Source organism: Pseudomonas sp. LBUM1659, assembly GCF_059716045.1.
Map to the genome: position 1 here is coordinate 909,831 of NZ_CP166797.1, position 24,209 is coordinate 934,039.

Genomic DNA, 24,209 nt, shown 5'->3' on the forward strand with positions numbered 1-24,209 from the left:
TTTGTGATGAAGTTAGCCATTGTTACGGCCTGCCCGAACGGCATGGTCACCAGTGTGCTGTGCGCACGCTTGCTCGATGCGGCGGCACAGCGTCAGGGCTGGATGACCTGCGTCGAAGTGGTGGATGCGGCGCATCCGGAGCGGCAACTGTCGGCGGCCACAATCGAGGGCGCCGAGTGGGTGTTGCTGGTGACCAGCGCGCCGGTGGACATGACTCGATTTGTCGGCAAGCGCGTTTACCAGAGCACCCCGGCGCAAGCCCTGCAAGATGTTGAAGCAGTGCTGCGTCGCGGCGCTGAAGAAGCTCAGGTGTACGTTGCTCCCGAACGGGTCGCCGAGCCCGTCGCCCTCACAAAAAACGCGCCACGACTGGTCGCGATCACTGCGTGCCCGACCGGCGTCGCGCACACGTTCATGGCCGCCGAAGCCTTGCAACAAGCGGCCAAACGTCTGGGCTATGACCTGCAAGTGGAAACCCAGGGCTCGGTCGGTGCGCGCAATCCGTTGAGCGCGGCGGCGATTGCCGATGCCGATGTGGTGCTGTTGGCCTGTGATATCGAAGTCGCCACCGAGCGTTTCGCCGGCAAGAAGATTTACCGTTGCGGCACCGGCATTGCGCTGAAACACGCCGAAGCGACGCTGAACAAAGCGCTGGCCGAAGGTCAGCAGGAAACCGCCGCCGCGGGTTCCAAAGGCCCGGCCAAACAAGAGAAGACGGGCGTCTACAAACACCTGCTGACCGGGGTGTCGTTCATGCTGCCGATGGTGGTGGCGGGCGGGTTGATGATTGCGTTGTCTTTTGTGTTCGGCATCACCGCGTTCAAGGAGCCGGGCACGCTGGCGGCAGCGCTGATGCAGATTGGCGGTGAGACTGCGTTCAAGTTGATGGTGCCGCTGCTGGCGGGCTACATCGCCTACTCGATTGCCGACCGGCCTGGCCTGGCGCCCGGGATGATCGGCGGTATGTTGGCGAGCACCCTGGGGGCCGGTTTTATCGGCGGGATCATTGCCGGTTTCATTGCCGGTTATGCCGCTCAGGCGATCAACCGCTACGCGCGTTTGCCGCAAAGTCTTGAGGCACTGAAACCGATCCTGATCATCCCGTTGCTGGCGAGTCTGTTCACCGGTCTGGTGATGATTTACGTGGTCGGCAAACCGGTGGCCGGGATGCTCGAAGGGCTGACGCACTTCCTCGACAGCATGGGCACCACCAATGCGATTCTGCTCGGTGTGCTGCTGGGCGGCATGATGTGCGTGGACCTTGGCGGGCCGATCAACAAAGCGGCTTACGCGTTCTCGGTGGGGCTGCTGGCGTCGCAAAGTTATGCACCGATGGCCGCGACCATGGCTGCCGGCATGGTGCCGCCGATTGGCCTGGGCATCGCCACGTTCATTGCGCGGCGCAAGTTTGCCCAGACCGAGCGCGAAGCCGGCAAAGCGGCACTGGTGCTGGGGTTGTGCTTCATCTCCGAAGGCGCGATTCCGTTTGCCGCGAAAGACCCGTTGCGGGTGATCCCGGCGAGCATTGCCGGTGGCGCACTGACCGGGGCATTGTCGATGTATTTCGGCTGCAAACTGATGGCACCGCATGGCGGTTTGTTTGTGCTGGCGATCCCGAATGCGATCAACCATGCGCTGTTGTACCTGCTGGCGATTGTCGCCGGGAGTTTGCTGACGGCAGTGGCGTATGCGCTGCTCAAACGGCCTGAGGTGGTCGAGTTGGCGCTAGAGCCCGCAAACGCCTGACATCCACCCCCTGTAGGAGCCGAGCTTGCTCGCGATGACGGTGTAACAGTCAACATTTTCGTTGAATTTTAAACCGTCATCGCGAGCAAGCTCGGCTCCTACAGGGGGCGTGTCGCAGTCATTTATGTTTTTCCTTTTCAGGGAGAACACCATGAGCGAATTTGACCTCGGTCGCCGTCGTGTCCTGCAGGCGGTGGGCGCCGGGCTGCTGTTATCGGGGCTTGCGCCGGCCGTGATCGCCTCGGTCAAGGATCGTCCGCAACTCACTGATGGCGTGCAGTCCGGCGACGTGCTGGGTGACCGGGCGATGATCTGGAGCCGCAGCGACCGCCCGGCCCGGATGGTCGTGGAATGGGACACCCGCAGCCTGTTCAGCAACCCGCGCCGATTTGTCTCGTCGGTGGCCGATACCCGCACCGATTTCACCGCGCGCGTGGAGCTCACCGGGCTGCCCGCCGATCAGGCGATTTTCTATCGCGTGTCCTTCGAAGATGTCCAAAGCGGTGTCGCCAGCGAACCCTGGTTCGGCCATTTGCGCAGCGTGCCGCAAACCCGCCGTGACATTCGTTTTGTCTGGAGCGGCGACACCGCCGGCCAAGGCTTCGGCATCAACCCGGACATCGGCGGCATGCGCATCTAAGAAGCCATGCGATTGCGCCTGCCGGATTTCTTTATTCACAGCGGCGACACCATCTACGCCGACGGCCCGATCCCCGCGCAACTGACCACCGAAAGTGGCCGGTTGTGGCGCAACATCACCAGCGAAGCCAAGAGCAAAGTCGCGCAAAACCTCGACGACTTTCGGGGTAACTATCGCTACAACCTGATGGACGAAAACATCCGCCGCTTCAACGCCGAGGTCCCGCAGATCTGGCAATGGGACGACCACGAAGTGGTGAACAACTGGTCGCCGGGCAAGCAACTCGATGCGCGCTATCAGGAGAAAGATATCCACAACCTGGTCGGCCGCGGGCGTCAGGCCTGGCTCGAATACGCACCGATGCGCTTGCAGAGCGCCGACAACGGCGGGCGGATTTGTCGCAAGCTCGGCTATGGGCCGCTGCTCGATGTGTTTGTGCTCGACATGCGCAGTTATCGCGGCGCCAATGATGACAACCTCGGCGCTGCCAAACCCTTTCTCGGGCGTGAGCAACTGGACTGGCTCAAGCAGGCATTGAAAGGCTCGCAAGCTCAGTGGAAAGTCATCGCCGCCGACATGTCGATTGGCCTCGGTGCGCCCGACGGTGAGGTCAGCCCCGGCGTGACGCGGTGGGAAGCGGTGGCCAATGGTGACCCGGGACCGGCTCAGGGGCGTGAACTGGAAATCGCTGAATTGTTGGGATTCCTGCGGGCGCAGCAAGTGCGAAATTTCGTGTTTTTGACGGCGGATGTGCATTACTGCGCGGCGCATCACTACCACCCGGATCGAGCCGCGTTTCAGGACTTTGAGCCGTTCTGGGAGTTTGTCGCCGGGCCTTTGAATGCGCGGAGTTTCGGGCCGGATTCGCTGGATAAGACGTTCGGGCCGGAGGTGGTATTCGAGAAGGCGCCGCCTACGCAGAACGCCTCGCCGTTTGCCGGGTTTCAGTTTTTTGGCGAGGTGAATATTGACGGGCAGACAGGGGAGATGAGGGGGGTGTTGCGGGATCTGGATGGGGTCAGTGTGTTTGAGCAGAAGTTGCAGCCAGTGCAAGGGATGATGACGAATTGCCTGATGGTCCGTAGTCATGTTAGCCAAACTGTCACGGGCTTATTTGGTATTGAATATTCATGATAGGGCGAATGCTTAAATTTACAGAAGGGCATGCCACTCGAAACTATTTGAGGGTAATACTTTTAGTGGCGAGGTTACGTCATCGATTCTGCTGTTTTTAGAGTACGGATCTTAAGTTTTCTACCGCTAGCGATAATTGGGACCTTTCAGCCCCGTATATAACCGATTTCGAGGAGTGGGATGCAATACAAAAACCAAAAGCTAATCCTGCAAACTCGACTTCAAGAAAATTTTTTGTGGACCAAGGGGGAGGAGGAACTCTTGATAGATAGGTATAAAAGCTCTGCTATCGTTGAGTTGCTCTTGATTGGGTGTGCCAGTTTAGTGATGTAGCCTCCCCCATCCTTAATGGGGGAGGTTAAATGCTTAAGTTAAAAATGCTTGTATTAATAGACGTCGCGGCGGTAGCGGCCTTGTTCGATCAGCCGATCTACCTCCGCAATCCCTAGCACCTCGTTGAGGACGTGATCCACGCCCGATGCCATTCCCTGCAAGCTGCCGCAGATGTAGATGACGGCGCCATCGGCCAGCCATTTCTTCAACTCTTGCGCAGACTCACGCAGGCGATCCTGAACATAAATCTTCTCGGCCTGATCTCGCGAGAACGCCAGATCCAGTCGCTCCAGATCACCTGAAATCAACCACTCCTCAAGCTCATCGCGGCACAGGTAATCGTGTTCGCGATTACGTTCGCCAAACAGCAACCAATGCCGTTGTTGCCTATCGGCAATCCGCGCCTTGAGCAAACTGCGCAGCCCGGCCAGGCCGGTGCCGTTGCCCAGAAGGATCATCGGCACCGGCTCGGCCGGCAGATGGAAACCACTGTTGCGCCGCACTCGCAGGCTGATGGTGCCGCCCACGGGCGCGTGTTCGGTCAGCCAGCCGGAGCCGATGCCCAGGCTGCCGTCGGCGTGCATTTCCTGACGCACGATCAGCTCCAGAATGCCATCAGCCGCAATCGAGGCGATGGAGTATTCGCGCATCGCCAATGGCACCAATGCATTGAGCAATGCCTGAGCATGCAGGCCGACCAGGTGGGCTCTGTTCTCAGGCAGCTGGCGCGTGGCGAGCGCTTGCTCCAGAGGTTGTGACAAGCCATCAAACGCGACTGAAGCACGACCGTCGATGCCCAGACCATCGAGGAAGTGCTCGATGGCCCACGGGCAATTACGCGGCAACACTTCAACCAGATCGCCGGCTAGCCAACTGCTGGTGGACGGGGCGGTAAGACCCAGCAAGTACACGGGCGAACCGCTGCTGTCCGGGTTCATCAATTCGCGGCGGGTCAGTGTCCAGTTGTCGTAGCCAGGTGCTTGCCAGGTGTCGACCGGTGTTTGCCCGGTCAACAGGCCCAGTTGTTGCTGCCAGTGACGCAAGGCGTACGGGTCGCCGCTGTCGACTTCCACCGGCGCGAACAGGGTCTTGCCGCCATGCTCACCCAGCCAGGCGTGCAAGCGTCGGGCGAAGCCGCAGAAGTGTTGATACTGGCGATCTCCGAGGCCCAGTACCGCATAGTTCAGGCTTTCCAGGCTCGATGCCCGACCTAGCAACGTGCGCTCGAAGCCCCGTGCACTGTCCGGCGCGTCGCCGTCACCGAAGGTGCTGACCACGAATAGCGCATTACTGGAATCAAGCAAATCCTGTTCGCTGACACTCGCCAGCGGCTGCACGTTCACCGGCAGTCCGGCGGCCTGCAATTGTCCCGCTGTCTGCCACGCCAGTTGCTCGGCGAAACCGCTTTGGCTGGCGAAGCCGATCAGCCACGCCGGCGCATCGCTGCCCGGTTGTTCGAGGCCTTTGCGTGCGTCCTTGATCTGCTTTTTCTTGCGCCGACGATCCAGGTACAGCAACCAGCCCGTGACGAAAAACAACGGCATGGTCAGCGCGGTAATGGTCAGGATGATCCGCCCGACAATACCGAAGTAGCTGCCGACGTGCAGCGCGTAGATGCTGGTCAGCCATTGCGCCTTGAGGCTCTTATCGCTGTAACGATCGTGCTGCTTGACGATTCCGGTCGCCGGATCGAGGGTGATCTGGTTCAGGGCACGGTCATGTGGGGAGGTTTTCAGCAGGTAGAACACGGTCGCCGGCTGGCCGGCCACTGGCGGCATACGGATGTTGTATGCGCTGAGTGCCGGGCCCGCGGCGCTGTAGACGCTGCTCCAGATGGCCGCGTAGTCGGCGGTCGGTGCCGGACCGCTCGGTGCCGGACCGCGACCCCCGCGCACGCGCTCGTTTTGCGGAGCGTCGGACAGCAAACGGGTCAGGCCTTTGTTGTACCACTCATAGGACCAGGACAAGCCGGTCAGCGCCGCGAAGAGGTAAAACACCAGGCACCAGGTGCCGGCCACAGAGTGCAAATCCCAGTTGAAGCTACGACCCTTTTTCTTCCAGTCCAGGGTCAGCCAGGCACGCCAGCTTTTCCACTGGCGCGGCCAGCGCAGGTACAGACCGGACAAGCAAAAAAACACCAGAATCAGCGTGCACGCGCCGGTGATGTTGCGGCCGGTGTCGCCCATGGCGAGGAAACGGTGCAGTTGCAGCATCAAGCCGAAGAAATCCTGGCCGGTGGCGTCGCCCATGAACTCGGCGGTGTACGGATCGAAGTAGCGCATCTCGCCACGGCGTTGGCCCGGTGGCGGCGTGAAAAACACCTTGGCCGCATTACCGCTCTCGGTCTCGACGGAGAGCATCGAGACTTTTTTGCCGGACGCGGCTTCGATGTGCTCGACCAGTTCGACGGGCGGCAGGACGCCAGCAACCTGTTTTTCGACCTGCAACACAGAAGGGTTCAGTGCGCTCAGGATTTCATCCTGAAACGATACCGTTGCCCCGGTGATGCCCATCAGGGCCAGGACCAGCCCGGCGCTGATGCCGAAAAACCAGTGCAACTGGAACAGGGTTTTCTTTAACACGTCGCTCGCCTTGTTCGTTCAAAAAGTGTCATCACGGCGCGCATTATGCCGTGGGTTGTCGAGAAACATTCTTTTTTACACGCAAAAGCCCCGCTCATTGAGATGAACGGGGCCTGACCCTGATTTCAGCCTTCATCCACACTCCTTGTGGGAGCGGTGACTGCAATCAGAAGTGGAAGTTGGTGCTCAGCAATGCCGTACGGCCCGGCGCCTGGTTGGCGAAGTGGGTCGAGAAGGCTTTGTCGTAATACGTTTCGTTGGTCAGGTTCTGCACGTTCAGTTGCAGGTCGACGTTTTTGCTCAGCTTGTAGGCCGCCATCGCGTCGTAACGAACGTAAGATTCAACCATGGTGGTGTTGGCGACGTTGCCGAATACATCGTCGACATAGAACGCACCGCCACCGACAGTCAGCCTCGGCATGACCTGATAGGTCGTCCACACACTGGCGCTGTTTTTCGGCGTGTTAGGCAGTTCGTTGCCATCGTTGACGGCACCCAGCGGGCCGCCGTCGATTTGCTCGCTGTCCATGTAGGCGTAGCCGGCGAACACTTGCCATTTGTCGGTGATCCTGCCGGTGGCCGACAGTTCGACACCTTGAACGCGGGTTTTGCCGACGTTTTCAAACGTCGTTGTGTTGACTTGAACGCGGGCGTTATCTTTTTCGGTTCGGAAGATATCGGCTGTCAGCGACAGTTGATCATTCATCAGGTCCCACTTGGTGCCGATTTCGTAGTTCTTGGTGGTTTCCGGTTCCATGTCGCTTTTCAGCAGGTTGCCGTTGCGATCCGGTGTGCCACCCAACGGGTTGCCTTCCGCACCATCACCCAGGGTGTTGCCCGGTGGAGTGGCAGACGTCGCGTAGGACGCATAGATGCTGCCGTTTTCCGCCGGTTTGTACACAACGCCGAACTGACCGGTGACGAATTCGCTGGTGTCATCGCCCTTGGACGTGGTCACGCTGGAACCGTTGAAGGTTTTGTAGTTGGTGTCGAAATGGTCGTAACGCAGGCCCATGTTCAACAACCACTGCTGGGACAATTCCAGGGTGTCGAACACATACAGCGCGTACGTGTCGGCCTTGGTGTCGGTGCCGGCGTAGTTACGCGAGATCGCACCGTTCCATGGATCGTTCGGGTTCGGGTTGGACAGCGAGGTGCAGTTGTAACCGCTTGGTACGCCGATCAATGCCGGGGAGCAGTTGGTGGTCACAGCCGCTGTTCCCGGCGTGGTGTCGGTGTTGACGTTGTACGAGGATTTCTGGCTCTCCTCGTGGGTGTACTCGATACCGGTGGCGTAGCTGTTCTTGAACCCGGCGATGTAGATGTCACCAAACAGATCGGTCTGGTTAGTCGTGGTCTCGGTGTTGCTGACCCGGGTGTTGGCCCGACGCCAGACGGTGCCATTGTTGACGTTGCCCTTGCTGTCGTCCGGCTGGGTCAGGATGTAATCCTGCATGCTGGAACCGTGACGCAAGGTGTTCTTGACGGTCATCGCGTCATTCAGGTCGTGCTCGATGGCGAAGGTCGCGGTGTCGGTGCGGCCCTTGCGGAAGTCTCGGTCATTGAGGCCGTAGAAGTTTGTGCTGTTGCCGCCGTCGTCCGGTTTGTCCGGATTGGATTTGGTACGGGCAGCCGAACCAGCAGCCGGAATGGAGTAGGGAATGCCCGAATCCGGTGTGTCGTTATTTTCCAGATGGTAGTAATCGAGGTTGACGCGGGTGTCGGTGCCCAGGCCGAAAGCCAGCGATGGCGCAATGCCCCAGCGGTCGTAGTCGACGCTGTCACGGCCGGCGACGTTGCTTTCGTGGCTCAACAGGTTCAGACGGCCAGCGGCGGTGTCGTTGAGCTGATAGTTGCCGTCGATGGTGTAACGCTGGGTCTGGTCCGAACCCCAAGTAAAACCACCATCAAACGAGTCGCCCAAGTGGGCTTTTTTGCTCACCAGGTTGATGCTTCCGCCAGCAGCGCCACGGCCCCCCATGGCCGAGTTCGGGCCTTTGCTGACTTCAATCGATTCGACGGCGAAGATCTCGCGGCTCTGCGAACCGGTGTCGCGCACGCCGTCCAGATAAGTATCGCCCTGCGCGTCGAAACCACGAATGAACGGACGGTCGCCTTGCGGGTTGCCACCTTCACCGGCACCGAAGGTGATGCCTGGAACGGTGCGCAGCGCGTCCTGCATATTGAGGGCGCCCGTGTCCTTGATGATTTGTTGCGGGATGACGGTGATCGAGCGCGGGGTGTCGACCAGCGGCGCGGTGTACTTGGACGAAGAGGCTTTTTCGACGAAGTAGGATGTCTCGTCCTGAGCCTCGCCAGTGATGGCGGTAGCGCCCAGCGACAGCACATTACTCGGTGCTTTTTCGTCGGCTTTTTCCGCCGCGAAAACCATGTGGCCCGCAGAGCCGGCAGTAATTGCCATGCCAATGGCTGATGCGAGCAGACGTGGTGAGCTGACCGGTACGTGTGGTTGTTGACGCGACATTTTGAATTTCCCTCCCCAAGGATTTGAGGCCGCGGAATATAGGGTAGACGCGTATTTGTATCAATTGCGAAACGTTATTATTCGCGAAGAATTTACATTCTTTACAATTTAACCTTACGGTTTTTGGTGTTTCGTCCGTCGTGAGGGTTTTACATGAGCAATAAGAATCAATACCATTAGCGCCCCTTTGGTTTCAGGTGTCTTTGCCATGCTGCTGCACATTCCCGGCTTGTTCGCGAAAGAAGAAGTGCAGCGCATTCGTGAGGCTCTGGAACAGGCCGATTGGGCGGACGGCAAGATCACCGCCGGCTATCAGTCGGCCAAGGCCAAGCACAATCTACAACTGCCTGAAGGTCATCCACTGGCCAAGGAAGTGGGGGCGGCGATGCTCGAACGGCTGTGGAAAAATCCACTGTTCATGTCAGCCGCGTTACCGCACAAGGTTTTTCCTCCATTGCTGAACTGCTACACCGCCGGCGGCAGTTTCGATTTTCATATCGATAACGCCGTACGCCAGCCCAAGGGCAGCATCGAGCGGGTGCGCACCGATCTTTCGGCGACGCTGTTCTTCAGCGAGCCTGCGGACTACGACGGCGGTGAACTGGAAATCCAGGACACCTTCGGCACGCAACGCGTGAAGCTGCCGGCGGGCGACATGGTTTTGTATCCCGGCACCAGCCTGCACAAGGTCAACGCCGTCACACAAGGCACGCGTTACGCCTCGTTCTTCTGGACGCAAAGTCTGGTACGCGAAGACAGTCAGCGCGCGCTGCTGTTCGAGATGGACGGGGCGATCCAGCAGTTGACGCAGGACATGCCGGATCATCCTTCGTTGATTCGCCTCACCGGCACCTATCACAACTTGCTTCGCCGCTGGGTCGAGGTATGAGTTATCAACTGCGCCGCGAGGAAGTCCTCGACGGTGATTCGCTCAAGGCCATGCTGGAGGAAAGCCCGGCGCGCGCAGCCCAGGCAATTTTGATGGCTGCTCGCGAAGGCGTACTCGATGCTCAGGCTTTGCTGGGGCAGATTCTGCTGGATGGGAACGGCATCGCACAGGATCAGACGTTGGCGTTGCGTTGGTTCGAGATTGCCGCTCGTGGCGGACACCTGATGGCGCGCAACATGCTCGGTCGTTGTCACGAACACGGCTGGGGTTGTGCGGCGGATGCTTCGGTTGCCGCGCAGCATTATCGGTTGGCGGCCGACGCAGGGCTGGATTGGGCGATGTACAACTACGCCAACCTGCTGGCGACCGGGCGCGGGGTGGCGGTAGATCAGCCCAAAGCCTTGAGTCTGTATCGACAGGCAGCCGAACTGGGCCATGCGAAGTCGATGAATTTGCTGGGGCGGTATCTGGAGGAAGGCGAATATTGCCTCGCCGACCCGCTAGCGGCGCGACTCTGGTATCGACGATCTGCCGAAGGTGGGGATTTCCGGGGGCAGTTCAGTTATGCGGCACTGTTGGCCGATGACGGGCAGGTTGAGGATGCACTGCTCTGGCTACGTCTAGCATTGGCCACCGGTAACCAGAACTTTTTGCGAGTGAGTGGGGAGGCGTTGAATAACGCTCCCCACCCAAGGATTCGAGCAATAGCTCGGGAGTATCACCAGCGTGCGTCCGAACTCGTTCAACTGTTGGGTTAACCGCGCAGCCACTGGCCTTTAAGGTTTTCCAGGTAGCGTGCTAAAGGCTTGGCCTGCGCTATCAACTTTTGGCCCTTTTTGATGACGTCATTGTCGGCGATGGCCTCAAGAAACAGCGACAAAGCGTCGACGATCTTGCTGGTTTCATCCGCGTACGAATCCCGCGGTTCGATCACCTTTTTTGTATCGTTCAGCTGTTTTACTTTCTTGTCGTTGTCGCTCATTTGGGCGAGAAGAGAATCCAGGCGGTCCTGTCGGTCTTTAAGACGAACCCGCAGCGTTGTACGAGCTTTGATCAGGTCCTGGTATTTGATCAGTTGGTTTGCCTCATCGAGAAACTTGTTCGCGACCACCAGGCCAGCCTTCATTGCGGCGGTTTGAGGTGTTTCAGGTTGAGTGCCGATCATCCCGGTCAGTTGCTCGAAAAGCGGTTTCAGGCGATCAAGGAAGCTGAGGCTTTCAAACAGCCTGATTGCTTCGTTCAAGACTTTTTCATCTTCGAGAAGCTTATCCACAGGTGGCTTTTCTTTTTCCAGTTCCGCGACGAGCGACTCGCGAGCCTCCACCAGTTCGGCAATCTTGAAACGGTTATTGCTGATGGGGGAATACCTGACACTGTAAATAGCGTCACTGAGTTCTGTTTGCGCTTCATTCAGCTTGTCAGTGCACTGCGAAATTAACTGCCTGGCTATTTTGGTATAGGACTCAATAGCATTTTTATTTTGCGGATTTGTTTCTCCTGCGGACAGAGCGGCCAGTGCTTCCAGCGTCTCATTGAGTGCTCTGGTATCCAGGCTGATAATAGCCGAAGTTATTGTCCCGGAAACCACCAGGTCTGTCGTGCTGACTTCGGAATTAAGCTTGATCAGTTCGTTTCGCAGTGCTTCGATATACAAGTCGGCGGAGCCGATAATGGCTTGATAGCGAATGATTTCCCGGCTGTCGCGAATGATCGACATGTCGGGTGTGGTATACGATTGGGTGTCCATAAATATCCTTATTTACAGTGGGTTAGATAGGTTTTGTATTAATCGAAAGCTTTGGTTAGCGCTTTGGCGTTGGATTCGATGTTTTTCCAGTCGCTGAGTATGACTTTCAGGTTCGACACAAAAGCCCTGAGTGTGAGGAACTCGTGAATGCCATCAACTTTGTTTTTTGACGAGTCGATGTATTCAGAAATCGTGATCCAGACGGTTTCCAGCAGAGCGGTACTTTGCGTCGCTCCGAGGATATAAGAGTCGACGCTGTACAGCCGGTCGTGGAGGGCCAGCAAGGTACCTGTCAGCACGCTTTTCTTGCGGACTTGCTCGGTGAGTTCATCCCGACTCCGGATCAGTGGAGCGACATGCACCGTCTGCAGTGTTGCTTTGAGTTTTAGATATTGAGAGCCCAGCGGGTCGGTGAAGGCCAGAAAGTAATCGAAGAAGTTGGGTTCGTGCTCCCGGGATTTTTCCTCGACCAGGCGTTGAGCTTCATCAATTTCAGCATTGAGTCGAGTGATCTCGGCATTCAGCTCGTGGTTGCCCGCCAGCTTCAGCTTTTCGCCAATCGACACCGCCACCACGTCCGTCAACTCGGTTTTAAAGTGTTTCAGGCGAAGCTGGATATCAGTGCTGCTGGTTTTCTTTTGGACGATGGAGCTGGCGATGAACTGAATAGAGTCTTTGATGGACGGAAATCTGTTTTTCTCATCTTGGCCAATTTTTAGCTCAGGCAGTTTGGCAATTTCTTCCTCGGTCAGACCTTCAATTGTGCCGATGTAATTCTGGTAGCCCGGCATGGTTTCAATGGCCGCGATAATGTCATCTCCGAAATACCGCAGGTCTTCGGAGAATGCCTGAAGGCTGCCACTGACTCTTTTCATCGACAGTTCGATATCGTTCCAGTTATTGGCATTGGTGACGACTTTGGCACAGGTGTTTGCAATGTCATAAGGCTCCAGTCCTGCGATGCCAGTGTTTTCGCTTTTTAGCAGGTTTTTAACGTCGTCGATATTCACTGGAAGTGATTTGGCTTGAGCAATATATTCTTTGATTCGTTGGATGTCTCCTTTGGTAACTATGGGCGGCGATGCACTAAAGGCTAATCCTTTACTGATTGGCTCGACGGTAGAGAATGGTGCTTGATAAAGTTGCATGTTGAAATCCCTTTCGAGTTAGTGAGCGCGCAGCATAACTTTACTTTGGGTTTTGGTGGTCGATGGGTGTGTAACGATATATGGAGTTGGTGGTTAGGTTGTTTTAACTATCAGTGGCAATAAAAAACCCGTGAAGTTCACGGGTTTTATTAGTCGGTCATTACGTATTAAACGTAAAACGACTTCAGCGGCGGAAAGCCATTAAATTCAACCGCGCTATAACTGGTGGTGTAAGCACCGGTCGACAACCAGTACAAACGATCACCAATCGCCAGGTTTAGCGGCAGACCGTACTTGTAGTTCTCATACATGATGTCGGCGCTGTCGCAGGTCGGGCCGGCGATGACCACTTCTTCCACTTCGCCTTTCTTCTCGGTCCAGATCGGGAACTTGATGGCTTCGTCCATGGTTTCGATCAGGCCGGAGAACTTGCCCACGTCCGTGTACACCCATCGCTCTACAGCGGTACGGGATTTACGCGCCACCAGCACCACTTCACTGACCAGGATGCCAGCGTTGGCGATCAACGAACGGCCTGGCTCCAGAATGATTTCCGGCAGATCGTCACCGAAATCTTCCTTGAGGAAACGGATGATTTCTTCAGCGTAGGTTTCCAGGCTGTTGGTGCGGGTGATGTAGTTGGCCGGGAAGCCGCCACCCATGTTGATCAGCTTGAGGTGAATGCCGTCTTCTTCCTTCAGGCGTTCGAAGATCACTTTGACCTTGGCGATGGCCGCGTCCCAGACGCTGATGTCGCGCTGTTGCGAACCGACGTGGAACGAGATGCCGTAAGGCACCAGACCCAGGTCACGGGCGAGGATCAGCAGGTCCATGGCCATGTCGGTCTGGCAGCCGAATTTGCGCGACAAAGGCCAGTCAGCGGTGGTCGAGCCTTCGGTCAGGATGCGCACGTAGACTTTCGAACCCGGTGCGGCCTTGGCAATGTTGCGCAGGTCGGCTTCGGAGTCGGTGGCATACAGACGCACGCCCTTGTCGTAGAAGTAGCGAATGTCTTTGGATTTCTTGATGGTGTTGCCGTAGCTGATACGATCCGGGCCGACGCCCTGGTTCATCACTTTGTCGAGCTCGTAGATCGAGGCGATGTCGAAGTTCGAGCCTTTCTCTTTGAGCAGGTCGATGATTTCGACGGCCGGGTTGGCCTTGACCGCGTAGTAGACCTTGGCGAATTCGAAACCGGCGCGCAGGTCGTCATAGGCCTGGCTGATCATCGCGGTGTCGATCACCACGAACGGGGTTTCTTGTTTGTCGGCAAAAGCCTTCATTTTGTTGAAGGTATCGCGCGCGAAATAGTCTTCGACGTTGATCGACATGCTGGGGCTCCTAATGGCAAACGAGTAAAAACAATGGGTGCAAATGAACGTCCTCCGTATCCCCACTTTGGTTCGCCTACTTCCCAAGGCATGTCGCCGAAAGCAAAAAGGCCATGGGAAGCGGTGCTTTCCCTTGGCCTTGCTGTCTCGTCGTCAGTACTTGAGCCGGATGGATCGTTTCCAGCATGGACGTTCGGCGCGAACTTTAGGGCGTGAGGGGCTTGAGATCAACAAAAAATGTCGCGTTTTTGCACGCTTCCGTCGTGCGGTCCCGGACAGCTACTGATGTAACCGACCTGCATGACAGTGTGATGTTCCCGTTGGATGGGTATTTGAGGGGTGTAAGAGGGATTTGTGGTGCCCCCAATCGCGGGCAAGCCTTGCTCCTACAAGTTTTGTGGCGTGCCAATTTCGTTTGCACGACACCAATCCCGTAGGAGCAAGGCTTGCCCGCGATGGCGTCAGATCAGACCAACGCAGTCTCGGCGGGCGAAACAATGCTGGTCTTGCCCCCACGGGACTTACCAGAGCTCAAGTATTCGGCGATCGACTCCTGCGTCACCTCTCCCAGGAACACCCGCTCGGCATCCATCACCGGCAGCCACGAACGATTGAACTCGTACATGCGCGACAGCAGGATGCGCAAATGCTCGTCGTACGCTGCGGTAGCGTTGAACTCCCGCAGGTATTGCGCGCAAGTACCCGTCTGACGGTGCAAGTCGCGACGTCGTACATAACCGAGCGCCTTGTTCTCACCATCCGTGACCACCACATAACGACGGTCCAGTTCGTCCATCAACTCCAGGGCTTCAGGCACCGGCGTTTCCTGGCTCACCGATGGCGCGTTGTCCGCCGCGTCTTCGGCTTTCACCAACAACAGACGCTTGAGGGTGCTGTCCTGGCCGACGAAGTTGCTGACAAAGTCATCCGCCGGGTGCGCCAGCAGGGTGTCCGGGTGATCGATCTGCAACAGCTTGCCGGCGCGGAAGATCGCAATCTTGTCGCCCAGCTTGATCGCTTCGTCGATGTCGTGGCTGACCATGATCACGGTCTTGTTCAGTGCGCGCTGCATCTCGAAGAACTCGTTCTGGATCATTTCGCGGTTGATCGGGTCGACCGCGCCGAACGGTTCGTCCATCAACAACAATGGCGCATCCGCCGCCAATGCACGAATCACGCCGATCCGCTGCTGCTGGCCACCGGACAATTCACGCGGATAGCGATTCAGGTACTGCTTGGGTTCGAGCTTGATCATGCTCATCAACTCGCGGGCGCGGTCGTGGCATTTCTGTTTGTCCCAACCGAGCAGACGAGGAACGATGGTGATGTTTTCCTCGATGGTCATGTTCGGGAACAGGCCGATCTGCTGGATCACATAACCGATGTTGCGACGCAGGGTCACTTCGTCGAGGTCAGTGGTGTCTTCGCCGTTGATCAGGATCTTGCCCGAGGTCGGCTTGATCAGGCGGTTGATCATCTTCAGCGTGGTGCTTTTGCCGCAGCCCGATGGCCCGAGGAACACGCAGATTTCGCCTTCATTGACGGTCAGGCTTACCGAGTCCACGGCTTTCACGTCTTTGCCGTTGCTTTGGAAGGTCTTGCTGAGGTTTTGAAGTTCGATCATTTGAGCAGTCCTTTTGGAGTCAGCGTGCGTTGCAGCCATTGCAGAAGCAGGTCGGCGAAGATGGCCAGAAGACTGACCAGCACGGCGCCGACGATCAGCATCGACATGTCGCTGCGGCTGATGGAAGCGAGAATGAGGACACCGAGGCCACCGGCGCCGATGGTCGCGGCGATGGTCATGACACCAATGTTCATGACCACGGCGGTGCGCACACCGGCAAGGATCACCGGCACCGCGATCGGCAACTCGACCATGCGCAGGCGCTGGCCGAAGGTCATGCCGATGCCGCGCGCGGCTTCGCGAATGCCCGGTTCCACGCCGGTGAGGGCGAGGTAGGTGTTACGCATGATCGGCAGCAGTGAGTACAGAAACACTGCCGTGATCGCCGGCATCGGCCCGAGGCCTTGGCCGAACTTGGAGTAGAACGGCAGTAGCAGGCCGAACAAAGCAATCGACGGCACGGTCAGCAGCACCGTGGCGCTGGCCTGCAAGGGACCTGCGAGCGTCGGGAAGCGCGTCATCAGAATGCCCAGTGGCACGCCAACCAGAATCGCCAGGGTCACGGCGATGCCGACCAAAGTGATGTGCTGCCACGTCAGGTGCAGCACCAACGGCCAGTCGAGATGGGAAAAGGCGTTGAGAAATTCCATGGCTTTTCCTCCCTCAGTTCAGTGGATGCTGGCGCAGGAAATCTGCGGCAACGGATGACGGGCTTTCATGATCGACATCGACCCGCGCGTTGAGCTGGCGCATGGTTTCGTCGTCGAACAGTTCGGCCAGGGGCTTGAGTTCCTCGGCAAGTTTCGGATGGGCGTCGAGGTAGACCTGGCGCACCACTGGCGCAGCGGTGTAGTCCGGGAAGTAGTGCTTGTCGTCTTCGAGCAGTTTCAGCTTGAAGGCGTTCAATCGACCGTCAGTGGTGTAGACCAGACCGGCAAACACCTGGCCGTTGCGCAGGGCGGTGTAGACCAGCCCGGCGTCCATCTGCCGAATGTTTTTGCGGGTCAGGTTCATGCTGTACAGGTCGACCATGCCGTTCAGACCGTCGGAACGGTTGGCGAACTCGGTATCCAGCGCCACCAGATGATTGTCCTTTTGCTCAGCCTGCAACACCGTGTTCAGCTCGCTGATGGTGTTGATCTGCGGGTAAGCCTGTGCGGTGGTTTCCGGCAGGGCCAGGGCGTAGGTGTTGCTGAATTTCGACGGAGTCAGCCAGACGAGGCCTTTTTTAGCGTCGAGCTCTTTCACCTTGGCGTAGGACTGAGCGCTGTCGAGTTTGTCGGTGACATGGTTGTACGCCACCAGCGACACGCCGGTGTATTCCCACATCAGGTCGAGCTGACCACTTTCGTGGGCGCTGCGGGCCAAGTTGCTGCCCAGACCGCCAGTCACCTGCGTGTCGTAACCCTTGGTGCGCAAGTATTGGGAGGTGATTTCGGCCAGCAGGGTTTGTTCGGTGAACACCCGGGCGCCGATGCGGATCACGGGTTTTTCAGCGGCTTGGGCAAATCCTGCGAACAGCAGGGCGCAGCCTAGTAAAAAGCTAAATGTCTTCATAAAGATTCCTTTGCCGAGGCTTAAGACGGGCGCAAGCCGCGTTCGAGCCAGAGGCGGCTGGCGAGTGTCACCAGACCGTCGAGCAGCAAGGCCAGCAGGGCGGTGCAGGCCGCGCCGAGCAGCAGTTGCGGCTGATTGTTCAAGGCGATGCCGGGGAAAATCAGGCTGCCCAGGCTGTTGGCGCCGATCAGGAACGCCAGCGGTGCGGTGCCGACGTTGATTGCCAGCGCCACGCGCACGCCACCGATGATGATCGGCACGGCGTTCGGCAGTTCGACTCGCCACAGCACTTGGGTCGGGGTCATGCCGATGCCGACGGCCGCTTCTTTGAGCGAACCCTGAACGTTTTTCAGGCCTTCATAGGTGTTGCGCACGATCGGCAACAGCGAGGCGAGGAACAGGGCGAAAATCGCGGGGCCGCTGCCGATGCCCAGAATCCCCAGGGCGATGGCGAGTACGGCGAGAGGCGGCACGGTGTTGCCGATATTGAAGAGCTGCATGAAGCGCTCAGCTCGGTCCACCATGGACGGACGGCTGAGGAAGATACCGGCGGGGATGCCCACAACGAGGGCGGCCAGCATGGAGACAAGGACGAGAATCAAGTGAGCTTGCAGGTAAAACAACAAATCGTCGCGGTAATGTTCGATCGTGTTGATGCCAATCCAGTGGACCAGCAGGGCCAGGAGTGCGACGACAACCGCACCTCCTATAAGCCCCTTGCCATAGCGAATAGCCACAGGCGGACTCCTTTTTTCTTTGTCGGCGAACGCAGTCCCGTGTGGCAATGCCATCACTGGCTGCCGGGAAATCAACGTTCGCGAGAAGCAGCTCTTCATGCGGGTAAAACCGCATGAGATCGAGCCATAAGCGCAGCCTCGTCAGGCTAACTTGCTGATTTTTCAGCCCCTGGTACGAGTGCCGTAACAGGGGAGTGGACGTCTGCACCTTTTAAAAGGTTCCATATTTAACAGCAGATAGCCACCCTTGATGCCCAAACACGTACCTGTAGGAGCCAGCTTGCTGGCGATGGCATCACCTCGGTGTATCTGACAGACCGAGGCGATGCCATCGCCCGCAAGCCGGCTCCTACAGAGTGATGCGGTGTTCGGTGGGCCTACGAGCGGTGGTCCGTGACCCTCGGTTTGCGCTATACTCGCCGCCCTTTTTTGAATCACCGCCAGGCGATTTCCCATGACCAAACAGGCCGCCGAAGTCGCGAAACGCCGCACTTTCGCCATTATTTCCCACCCCGATGCCGGTAAAACCACCATCACCGAGAAGCTCTTGCTGATGGGCAAGGCGATTGCGATTGCGGGCACGGTGAAGTCTCGCAAGTCCGACCGCCATGCCACCTCCGACTGGATGGAAATGGAAAAGCAGCGTGGTATCTCGATTACCACGTCGGTCATGCAGTTCCCGTATCGCGACCACATGATCAACCTGCTCGACACCCCGGGCCACGAAGACTTCTCCGAAGATACCTACCGCACCCTGACGGCAGTGGACTCGGCCTTGATGGTCCTCGACGGCGGTAAGGGTGTAGAGCCTCGGACCATCGCGCTGATGGACGTTTGCCGTCTGCGTGACACGCCGATTGTCAGCTTCATCAACAAACTCGACCGTGACATCCGCGACCCGATCGAACTGCTCGACGAAATCGAAGCGGTCCTGAAGATCAAGGCCGCGCCGATCACCTGGCCGATCGGTTGCTACCGCGACTTCAAAGGCGTTTACCACCTCGCCGACGACTACATCATCGTGTACACCGCCGGTCACGGCCACGAGCGCACCGATGTGAAAATCATCGAGAAACTCGACTCCGATGAAGCCCGTGCACACTTGGGCGACGAGTACGATCGCTTCGTCGATCAGCTGGAACTGGTGCAGGGCGCCTGCCACGAGTTCAACCAGCAGGAATTCCTCGACGGTCAACTGACCCCGGTGTTCTTCGGTACTGCATTGGGTAACTTCGGTGTCGATCACGTGCTCGACGCCGTGGTCAACTGGGCGCCGAAACCGCTGGCCCGTGTGGCCAACGAGCGCACCGTAGAACCGGTCGAAGAGAAATTCGCCGGCTTCGTGTTCAAGATCCAGGCGAACATGGACCCGAAGCACCGCGACCGCATCGCCTTCATGCGTATCTGCTCCGGCAAGTACGAAAAAGGCATGAAAATGCGCCACGTGCGCACCGGCAAGGACGTGCGGATCGGCGATGCGCTGACCTTCTTCTCCTCTGAACGTGAGCAACTGGAAGAAGCGTTTGCCGGCGACATCATCGGTTTGCACAACCACGGCACCATCCAGATCGGCGACACCTTCACCGAAGGCGAAGTCCTGGGCTTTACCGGTATCCCGCACTTCGCCCCGGAACTGTTCCGTCGCGTGCGTCTGCGTGATCCGCTGAAATCCAAGCAGCTGCGTCAAGGCTTGCAGCAACTGGCGGAAGAGGGCGCGACCCAGGTGTTCTTCCCCGAGCGCAGCAACGACATCATCCTCGGCGCCGTCGGTGTGCTGCAGTTCGACGTGGTCGCCAGCCGTTTGAAAGAGGAATACAAGGTTGAGTGCTCCTACGAGCCGATCACCGTTTATTCCGCGCGCTGGATCGATTGCAGCGACAAGAAGAAGCTTGAGGAATTCTCCAACAAGGCGGTGGAAAACCTCGCGATCGACGGTGGTGGTCACCTGACCTACCTGGCCCCGACCCGGGTCAACCTGGCACTGATGGAAGAGCGCTGGCCGGACGTGAAATTCCGTGCGACGCGTGAGCATCACTAAGCGTTGCAGGAGAATAGAGAGTGGTCATGATGGCCACTCTCATTTCTAAGGCGGTGCAGTCTTTCTACGGATTTTGTAGCTTGTAGAGTGCGCGCAGGCTTTTTTCCTGGTCATCGGTTTCTGCAGTAGACGCGGCGATAACGGCTTCTAGTTTGGAGACCGCACTTCCTTTGGGAAGTTTGTATATTTCATAAGCCGTCATCATCGTCCCTGTTCTTCCCTGACCAAAGCCACAATATACCAAAACGTTTCCTTTGCTCACGGCACTATCGATTGCCTTGCACCCCTGCAAGAGCTCTTGGGCTGTAGGGGTGTTAAAGTCTTTAACTTCAAGATGGTGATAGGTAATACTTTCCTTGCTCAATTCAGATGCACTAGTACCCTCTAATAGCTTTTGATTCAGGCTGATAATGCCTTTTATTCCGTAGTTTTTTAGAAGTGTAATAGCCGGGGCATCAAATTTTTGAAGCGTGTCCTCCTTGTCGTTGTAGTAGGGTTGTGAACTTCGGAATACTGTTGTCTTGCCTTTGTCAAAAGTAATCCAATTTTGGTACACAACCAATTTGCCATGCGATAGTTTTGTTACGTAGCCTGGGAGCGTGCTGACTTTTATTTTCATTTTAATTCTCGCTATTTAATTATTCAGTGCCCATAGAGTGCGGGGAGGTGCTCGAGCGAATGTAGATATATTATTTATCTACTGCATAATCATGGGTTGATCCCCTAGGGTTTTTTTTACATCACTCCAGTCTTTCATGATTTTTTTCATTCTCACCCTAAAGACTTTAAGCATTTTTATGTCTTTGATAGTGTCGACATTGTCTTTCGAATTCAGAATAAAGCTGCGCGTTTCTATCCAGAGGATTTCGAATTTGGACAAGGCTGGCTGCACGCGAGATATGGACTCAGAAATTTCTAAGAAAACTCTTAGTAAGCCACCAAATTCCAATGGTGACTTAACCTCTGTAGAATTCCGTTTAGCTAGATCATTTCGTATGCTTAAAAACATTTTTTCTCGAGAGAGTGCTTCTTCTATAGATGTTCCGTTTTTTTTTCCTTCTTCTATAATTATGCGGGTGGAATTGATGAAGGATGTATGGAGTGGGTAACTAAAAGCTAACGCACCATCGATAGCGGGGCGCACGCTGTTAGCTAAAAGAAACTTTAGATCCGAAATCTTGCTTTGAAATTTAGAGACGTCATCCAGAGCGCTGGAAATGGACTCTCGAAGTGCGTCCATATGACTTGAAAAGTTCTGGACGCAACCAGCATCTTCAATACTCAATAACGTTGAGTTAAAGTCATCTATCTGTGCTTGGCTGAGGTTCTGAGTGTTGGTGCTTGCTGAGGTGCCATCGATTACTTTAATCACTGAGTCCCCAAAAAGCTGAATGTTTTCCTCTATATTTAAAAGTTTACTTCGGACAGCTAAAGTTTCTGTGCCAAGATGTTTGCGTGCGTCTGAATAGGTAGCGGTGTCTATAGCGAATTGTTCAAGCTTCTTGCTGTCGCCTGACCAATAGTGCGGCAGGTGAGGCCAGCACTCCTCAAACCATCTGACAGAGCCTAGAAGTGTGTCTTGCCATCCTCGGGAACGTTCAATTACCCGCCAATAGCTCAAATTCGTATTAAAACAGTTAGACATCTCTTCTTCTAAGAAAAGACTGATTGTTGAACTATCCATGTGTGTGCCTCGTTAAAGATTCGACTTGTTAAATAGGTGAGTTGAGATGATTCATGTTTGCATCTGGATTTCCTGTCACGTCACAGTCTACGGCAGCACCAGGAAATGCGTTGTTTTTTTTGTCGCGGTTAAAAGAGTTAAAAGTACTGGCTGCTTATATGATTACGCGTTGCGTAACCAATAATACGCGAGTGAGTCAATATGGATCGGGACCGCTGAGTAATTTTCCAGAAGCTTATCCGCTACGACAACTAGTCCTTCTGAAGTGGTTAAATCGTAATTGATGAAAAAAACGTAGTTTATAAGTTTTACAAACATTCCAATGATTTTCCGCCCTTCTACTATATAAAGCTTGCGGGGTTCGATAATGTCAAAAAGCGCCAGTATTTGTGATTTCTTGTCATCTATAATATTGACCTGTTTTTGCTCATAGTTCATTTGTGATTGCCAGATGTGAATTTCACCGGACAGCTTATCGCGCGCCTCAATTAAGTTGTTGTACTTAAGGTTCTCATTCGTAATGGCAAGCAGGCTTTGCGCAATATTCATACCTGCCTTGACCGCCGTTTTCGCCTTTTCAGAGGGTTGGTCAACAACTTCTGTGACTGCTTTTTTTAGCTCGTCAACAATTGGTTGACCTCTATCGATGAACGTTTTTGACTGGAATTCGATGATTGCCTTTTCAAGCACGTCATATTGCTCCCGAAGGATGCTTAGTTTCTTTTGGTCGCTGGGAAGGTTACTTACTAATTTGATACGTTCAGATTCCAGAGTGGAAAGCTCCCCAGAATAGTCGGAGATTGTAGCTGTTTCAAAACCACCCAAAGAAGCCTTCATACGACGTGTAAGCGCTTCAAGTTCTGATTTGAGTGTTTCAAGAGCCTTTTTTAGCTCCTTTTTAGAAGGGGTGATAGTAGACTCTTGAGCGGTGCTCTTGATGACTTTTAAGTAGTCTCTGATTTCGCTGTCATCCAAAATGCTCGATACCTCGCTTAGGGACTCATTAAAAACTCGATCGACATCGTCGAGCGCGATTTTAATACTTTGGAACTCTTGACTTAGCGCTGGGATATAGGCGTTGCTCAGTTTGATATTCGCGTACTCCCGTATCAGGATGCGCGCTTTAATAATGTTAGGATTGTAGGGGGTGATCAATTCGATGGTCATTTTTTTTCGTCCTCCAAAGTTAGTTTCTTTGGCTAAAGGCGTTTGTCATGTCTGTCATATAATCATTGATCTTTTTCCATCGATTCAGCACGGCGGTCATTTTTATAATGAAGATGGTGAGTTCACTGAAATCTTTAGTTTTGCTCAGTATGTTTTTCGACGCGACCACTTCCTTAAGCGTTGTAGCCCAAAGCGTCTCAATTTGCATCAAACCTTCGATGGCGCCGCGTGTAAAAATGCCAAGGCTACGCATCGCGGATTGAATGTTATTAAGTACTGCAGCTACTTTTTGTAGTTCGGCTTGCCTGGATAGTAACGTATTTTCTTCGTTGTGCAGGTCGTTGATTTCAGAGTTATATCCACTGTCTCGAGTGCCAAAATATGCGCCGCACAGCGGCGCACCTATCACTGGGAATACAAGAGTGGCAAACATAAACCACTCGCCAACACTGTATTTTGATTCTTTTCTTAAATCACTGATGGAATTGTTAATAGCGACAAGTTTTGCTGTTATGTCTCTTAGTTCCTGCAATGTCTTTGATGCCAGTGCTTTCGCAGCTTTCTGACCCACATCTACTTCAATCGAGTTCAGGTTTTTGTCAAAATCCACTAGTCGGTCTTTTATTTTGGTTGCTTCAGTTTGTTTGCTCTGAATCGATTTGATGATTGAAATTACGTACTCGTCGATAGTGTCGTAAGTGTTTTTTGTATTGGCATCTCCCTCGTCTAGAGGGGATCGAAACATACTGATCTGATCTTCGGTCAGGCTACTGGTTTTAAGTGCATAATCATTGTAACCCTTCATTTCTTTGATTTCGTCAATGGCAGGTTCTGTATAGTCCTTAAGGTCGCCTGCAAATCTTTTAAGAGAAGTAGCAACCTTTATGATTTCAGTTTCTAGAGGTGACCACTGACTGGCATGTCTATTGATATTGACAAACGTAGTCAAAAGATCTGTAGCGCTAATACCATCCTCGTTAACGGCACCCCGATACACAATGTTGATACTGTCTAGTGTCATGGGAAGTGATAATCCAGTATTTACATACTTTCTTACTTTATCAACATCGTTGCTGGTCACCTTTGCGTTCGGTGGGGTGTACTCAATATCGGTACTCATGGGGTGCTCCTTTTATTAAATGGACTCGTTGCATTGCTGAATCTAGCAATAGCTTTTAAAACGGTATACTGTCAGTTATGACAGTTGACAGTTGGCGTTCATAGTCTTGTTGTTAGGTGTGAAATATGAATGCTTTAAAAAACAATAGCTTGGGTGCGGTGATTGTTGTTGCTTTTTACTCGAGTTTCATAGGTTCGGGACATTAGCCCAGCGGAAGGGTAAATAAATTAGAAGTAGTAGATGCTGG

17 protein-coding genes and 1 pseudogene are annotated in these 24,209 nt (G+C 55.1%); 5 read left to right on the plus strand and 13 right to left on the minus strand.

Annotated features, from left to right (window positions below):
* Positions 1-6 precede the first annotated feature (6 nt).
* On the plus strand, positions 7-1,746 hold the full coding sequence (locus ACA048_RS04005) for a PTS fructose-like transporter subunit IIB (RefSeq protein ID WP_497628022.1): 1,740 nt from the start codon (positions 7-9) through the stop codon (positions 1,744-1,746).
* A gap of 151 nt (positions 1,747-1,897) precedes the next feature.
* Positions 1,898-3,520 (plus strand): annotated as a pseudogene (locus tag ACA048_RS04010) (alkaline phosphatase D family protein).
* Between the two features lie 386 nt (positions 3,521-3,906).
* Here the strand turns inward: ACA048_RS04010 and ACA048_RS04015 are convergent.
* Positions 3,907-6,435: a PepSY domain-containing protein gene (locus ACA048_RS04015; protein WP_497628023.1), complete on the minus strand. Its 2,529-nt coding sequence runs from the start codon at positions 6,433-6,435 to the stop codon at positions 3,907-3,909.
* A gap of 166 nt (positions 6,436-6,601) precedes the next feature.
* A complete protein-coding gene (locus tag ACA048_RS04020) occupies positions 6,602-8,920 on the minus strand; it encodes a TonB-dependent receptor (RefSeq protein WP_497628024.1) in 2,319 nt (772 codons plus the stop codon).
* A 208-nt stretch (positions 8,921-9,128) separates the two neighbouring features.
* On the opposite strand from ACA048_RS04020, the gene ACA048_RS04025 reads away from it, so the two are divergent.
* Positions 9,129-9,809 carry a Fe2+-dependent dioxygenase gene (locus tag ACA048_RS04025; RefSeq protein WP_497628025.1) on the plus strand — a complete coding sequence of 227 codons (681 nt, stop codon included), beginning with the start codon at positions 9,129-9,131 and terminating at the stop codon, positions 9,807-9,809.
* On the plus strand, positions 9,806-10,567 hold the full coding sequence (locus tag ACA048_RS04030; RefSeq protein WP_497628026.1) for a tetratricopeptide repeat protein: 762 nt from the start codon (positions 9,806-9,808) through the stop codon (positions 10,565-10,567). Before ACA048_RS04025 ends, ACA048_RS04030 begins: the two co-directional genes overlap by 4 nt.
* Here ACA048_RS04030 and ACA048_RS04035 read toward each other — a convergent pair.
* From ACA048_RS04035 to ACA048_RS04065, 7 genes are all read right to left on the minus strand, one after another.
* Positions 10,564-11,556, minus strand: coding sequence for an alpha-xenorhabdolysin family binary toxin subunit B (locus tag ACA048_RS04035; RefSeq protein WP_497628027.1), 993 nt, complete (start codon positions 11,554-11,556; stop codon positions 10,564-10,566). The genes ACA048_RS04030 and ACA048_RS04035 overlap by 4 nt on opposite strands.
* A gap of 38 nt (positions 11,557-11,594) precedes the next feature.
* Positions 11,595-12,704, minus strand: coding sequence for an alpha-xenorhabdolysin family binary toxin subunit A (locus ACA048_RS04040; RefSeq protein WP_497628028.1), 1,110 nt, complete (start codon positions 12,702-12,704; stop codon positions 11,595-11,597).
* A 167-nt stretch (positions 12,705-12,871) separates the two neighbouring features.
* On the minus strand, positions 12,872-14,035 hold the full coding sequence (locus ACA048_RS04045) for a type III PLP-dependent enzyme (RefSeq protein WP_497628029.1): 1,164 nt from the start codon (positions 14,033-14,035) through the stop codon (positions 12,872-12,874).
* A 466-nt stretch (positions 14,036-14,501) separates the two neighbouring features.
* Entirely contained in the window at positions 14,502-15,659 is a 1,158-nt protein-coding gene (locus ACA048_RS04050) for an osmoprotectant ABC transporter ATP-binding protein OsmV (protein ID WP_497628030.1), read from the minus strand.
* A complete protein-coding gene (locus ACA048_RS04055; protein WP_007942812.1) occupies positions 15,656-16,309 on the minus strand; it encodes an ABC transporter permease in 654 nt (217 codons plus the stop codon). The genes ACA048_RS04050 and ACA048_RS04055 overlap by 4 nt, the downstream gene beginning before the upstream one ends.
* 13 nt (positions 16,310-16,322) lie before the next feature.
* Positions 16,323-17,216, minus strand: coding sequence for a glycine betaine ABC transporter substrate-binding protein (locus tag ACA048_RS04060; protein ID WP_497628031.1), 894 nt, complete (start codon positions 17,214-17,216; stop codon positions 16,323-16,325).
* A 20-nt stretch (positions 17,217-17,236) separates the two neighbouring features.
* Positions 17,237-17,953 (minus strand): ABC transporter permease, encoded by a 717-nt coding sequence (locus ACA048_RS04065; RefSeq protein WP_483842519.1) that lies wholly within the window; start codon positions 17,951-17,953, stop codon positions 17,237-17,239.
* Between the two features lie 454 nt (positions 17,954-18,407).
* Between ACA048_RS04065 and ACA048_RS04070 the strand changes: the two genes are divergently transcribed.
* Positions 18,408-19,991 (plus strand): peptide chain release factor 3, encoded by a 1,584-nt coding sequence (locus tag ACA048_RS04070; RefSeq protein ID WP_483842520.1) that lies wholly within the window; start codon positions 18,408-18,410, stop codon positions 19,989-19,991.
* Positions 19,992-20,055: 64 nt separating this feature from the next.
* Here ACA048_RS04070 and ACA048_RS04075 read toward each other — a convergent pair whose 3' ends face one another.
* The 4 genes from ACA048_RS04075 to ACA048_RS04090 form a co-directional block, all read right to left on the minus strand.
* A complete protein-coding gene (locus ACA048_RS04075; protein WP_497628032.1) occupies positions 20,056-20,610 on the minus strand; it encodes a protein-tyrosine phosphatase family protein in 555 nt (184 codons plus the stop codon).
* Between the two features lie 78 nt (positions 20,611-20,688).
* Positions 20,689-21,675, minus strand: coding sequence for a hypothetical protein (locus ACA048_RS04080; RefSeq protein ID WP_497628033.1), 987 nt, complete (start codon positions 21,673-21,675; stop codon positions 20,689-20,691).
* A 162-nt stretch (positions 21,676-21,837) separates the two neighbouring features.
* On the minus strand, positions 21,838-22,842 hold the full coding sequence (locus tag ACA048_RS04085) for a hypothetical protein (protein ID WP_497628034.1): 1,005 nt from the start codon (positions 22,840-22,842) through the stop codon (positions 21,838-21,840).
* Between the two features lie 19 nt (positions 22,843-22,861).
* Positions 22,862-23,962 carry an alpha-xenorhabdolysin family binary toxin subunit A gene (locus tag ACA048_RS04090; RefSeq protein ID WP_497628035.1) on the minus strand — a complete coding sequence of 367 codons (1,101 nt, stop codon included), beginning with the start codon at positions 23,960-23,962 and terminating at the stop codon, positions 22,862-22,864.
* Between the last annotated feature and the right edge of the window lie 247 nt (positions 23,963-24,209).

Excerpts from the sequence above, each read along its gene's own strand:
- ACA048_RS04005 (WP_497628022.1), top strand. The coding sequence starts at position 7 with ATGAAGTTAGCCATTGTTACGGCCTGCCCGAACGGCATGGTCACCAGT.
- ACA048_RS04020 (WP_497628024.1), bottom strand. The coding sequence starts at position 8,920 with ATGTCGCGTCAACAACCACACGTACCGGTCAGCTCACCACGTCTGCTC.
- ACA048_RS04025 (WP_497628025.1), top strand. The coding sequence starts at position 9,129 with ATGCTGCTGCACATTCCCGGCTTGTTCGCGAAAGAAGAAGTGCAGCGC.
- ACA048_RS04030 (WP_497628026.1), top strand. The coding sequence starts at position 9,806 with ATGAGTTATCAACTGCGCCGCGAGGAAGTCCTCGACGGTGATTCGCTC.
- ACA048_RS04035 (WP_497628027.1), bottom strand. The coding sequence starts at position 11,556 with ATGGACACCCAATCGTATACCACACCCGACATGTCGATCATTCGCGAC.
- ACA048_RS04040 (WP_497628028.1), bottom strand. The coding sequence starts at position 12,704 with ATGCAACTTTATCAAGCACCATTCTCTACCGTCGAGCCAATCAGTAAA.
- ACA048_RS04045 (WP_497628029.1), bottom strand. The coding sequence starts at position 14,035 with ATGTCGATCAACGTCGAAGACTATTTCGCGCGCGATACCTTCAACAAA.
- ACA048_RS04050 (WP_497628030.1), bottom strand. The coding sequence starts at position 15,659 with ATGATCGAACTTCAAAACCTCAGCAAGACCTTCCAAAGCAACGGCAAA.
- ACA048_RS04055 (WP_007942812.1), bottom strand. The coding sequence starts at position 16,309 with ATGGAATTTCTCAACGCCTTTTCCCATCTCGACTGGCCGTTGGTGCTG.
- ACA048_RS04060 (WP_497628031.1), bottom strand. The coding sequence starts at position 17,216 with ATGAAGACATTTAGCTTTTTACTAGGCTGCGCCCTGCTGTTCGCAGGA.
- ACA048_RS04070 (WP_483842520.1), top strand. The coding sequence starts at position 18,408 with ATGACCAAACAGGCCGCCGAAGTCGCGAAACGCCGCACTTTCGCCATT.
- ACA048_RS04075 (WP_497628032.1), bottom strand. The coding sequence starts at position 20,610 with ATGAAAATAAAAGTCAGCACGCTCCCAGGCTACGTAACAAAACTATCG.
- ACA048_RS04080 (WP_497628033.1), bottom strand. The coding sequence starts at position 21,675 with ATGGATAGTTCAACAATCAGTCTTTTCTTAGAAGAAGAGATGTCTAAC.
- ACA048_RS04085 (WP_497628034.1), bottom strand. The coding sequence starts at position 22,842 with ATGACCATCGAATTGATCACCCCCTACAATCCTAACATTATTAAAGCG.
- ACA048_RS04090 (WP_497628035.1), bottom strand. The coding sequence starts at position 23,962 with ATGAGTACCGATATTGAGTACACCCCACCGAACGCAAAGGTGACCAGC.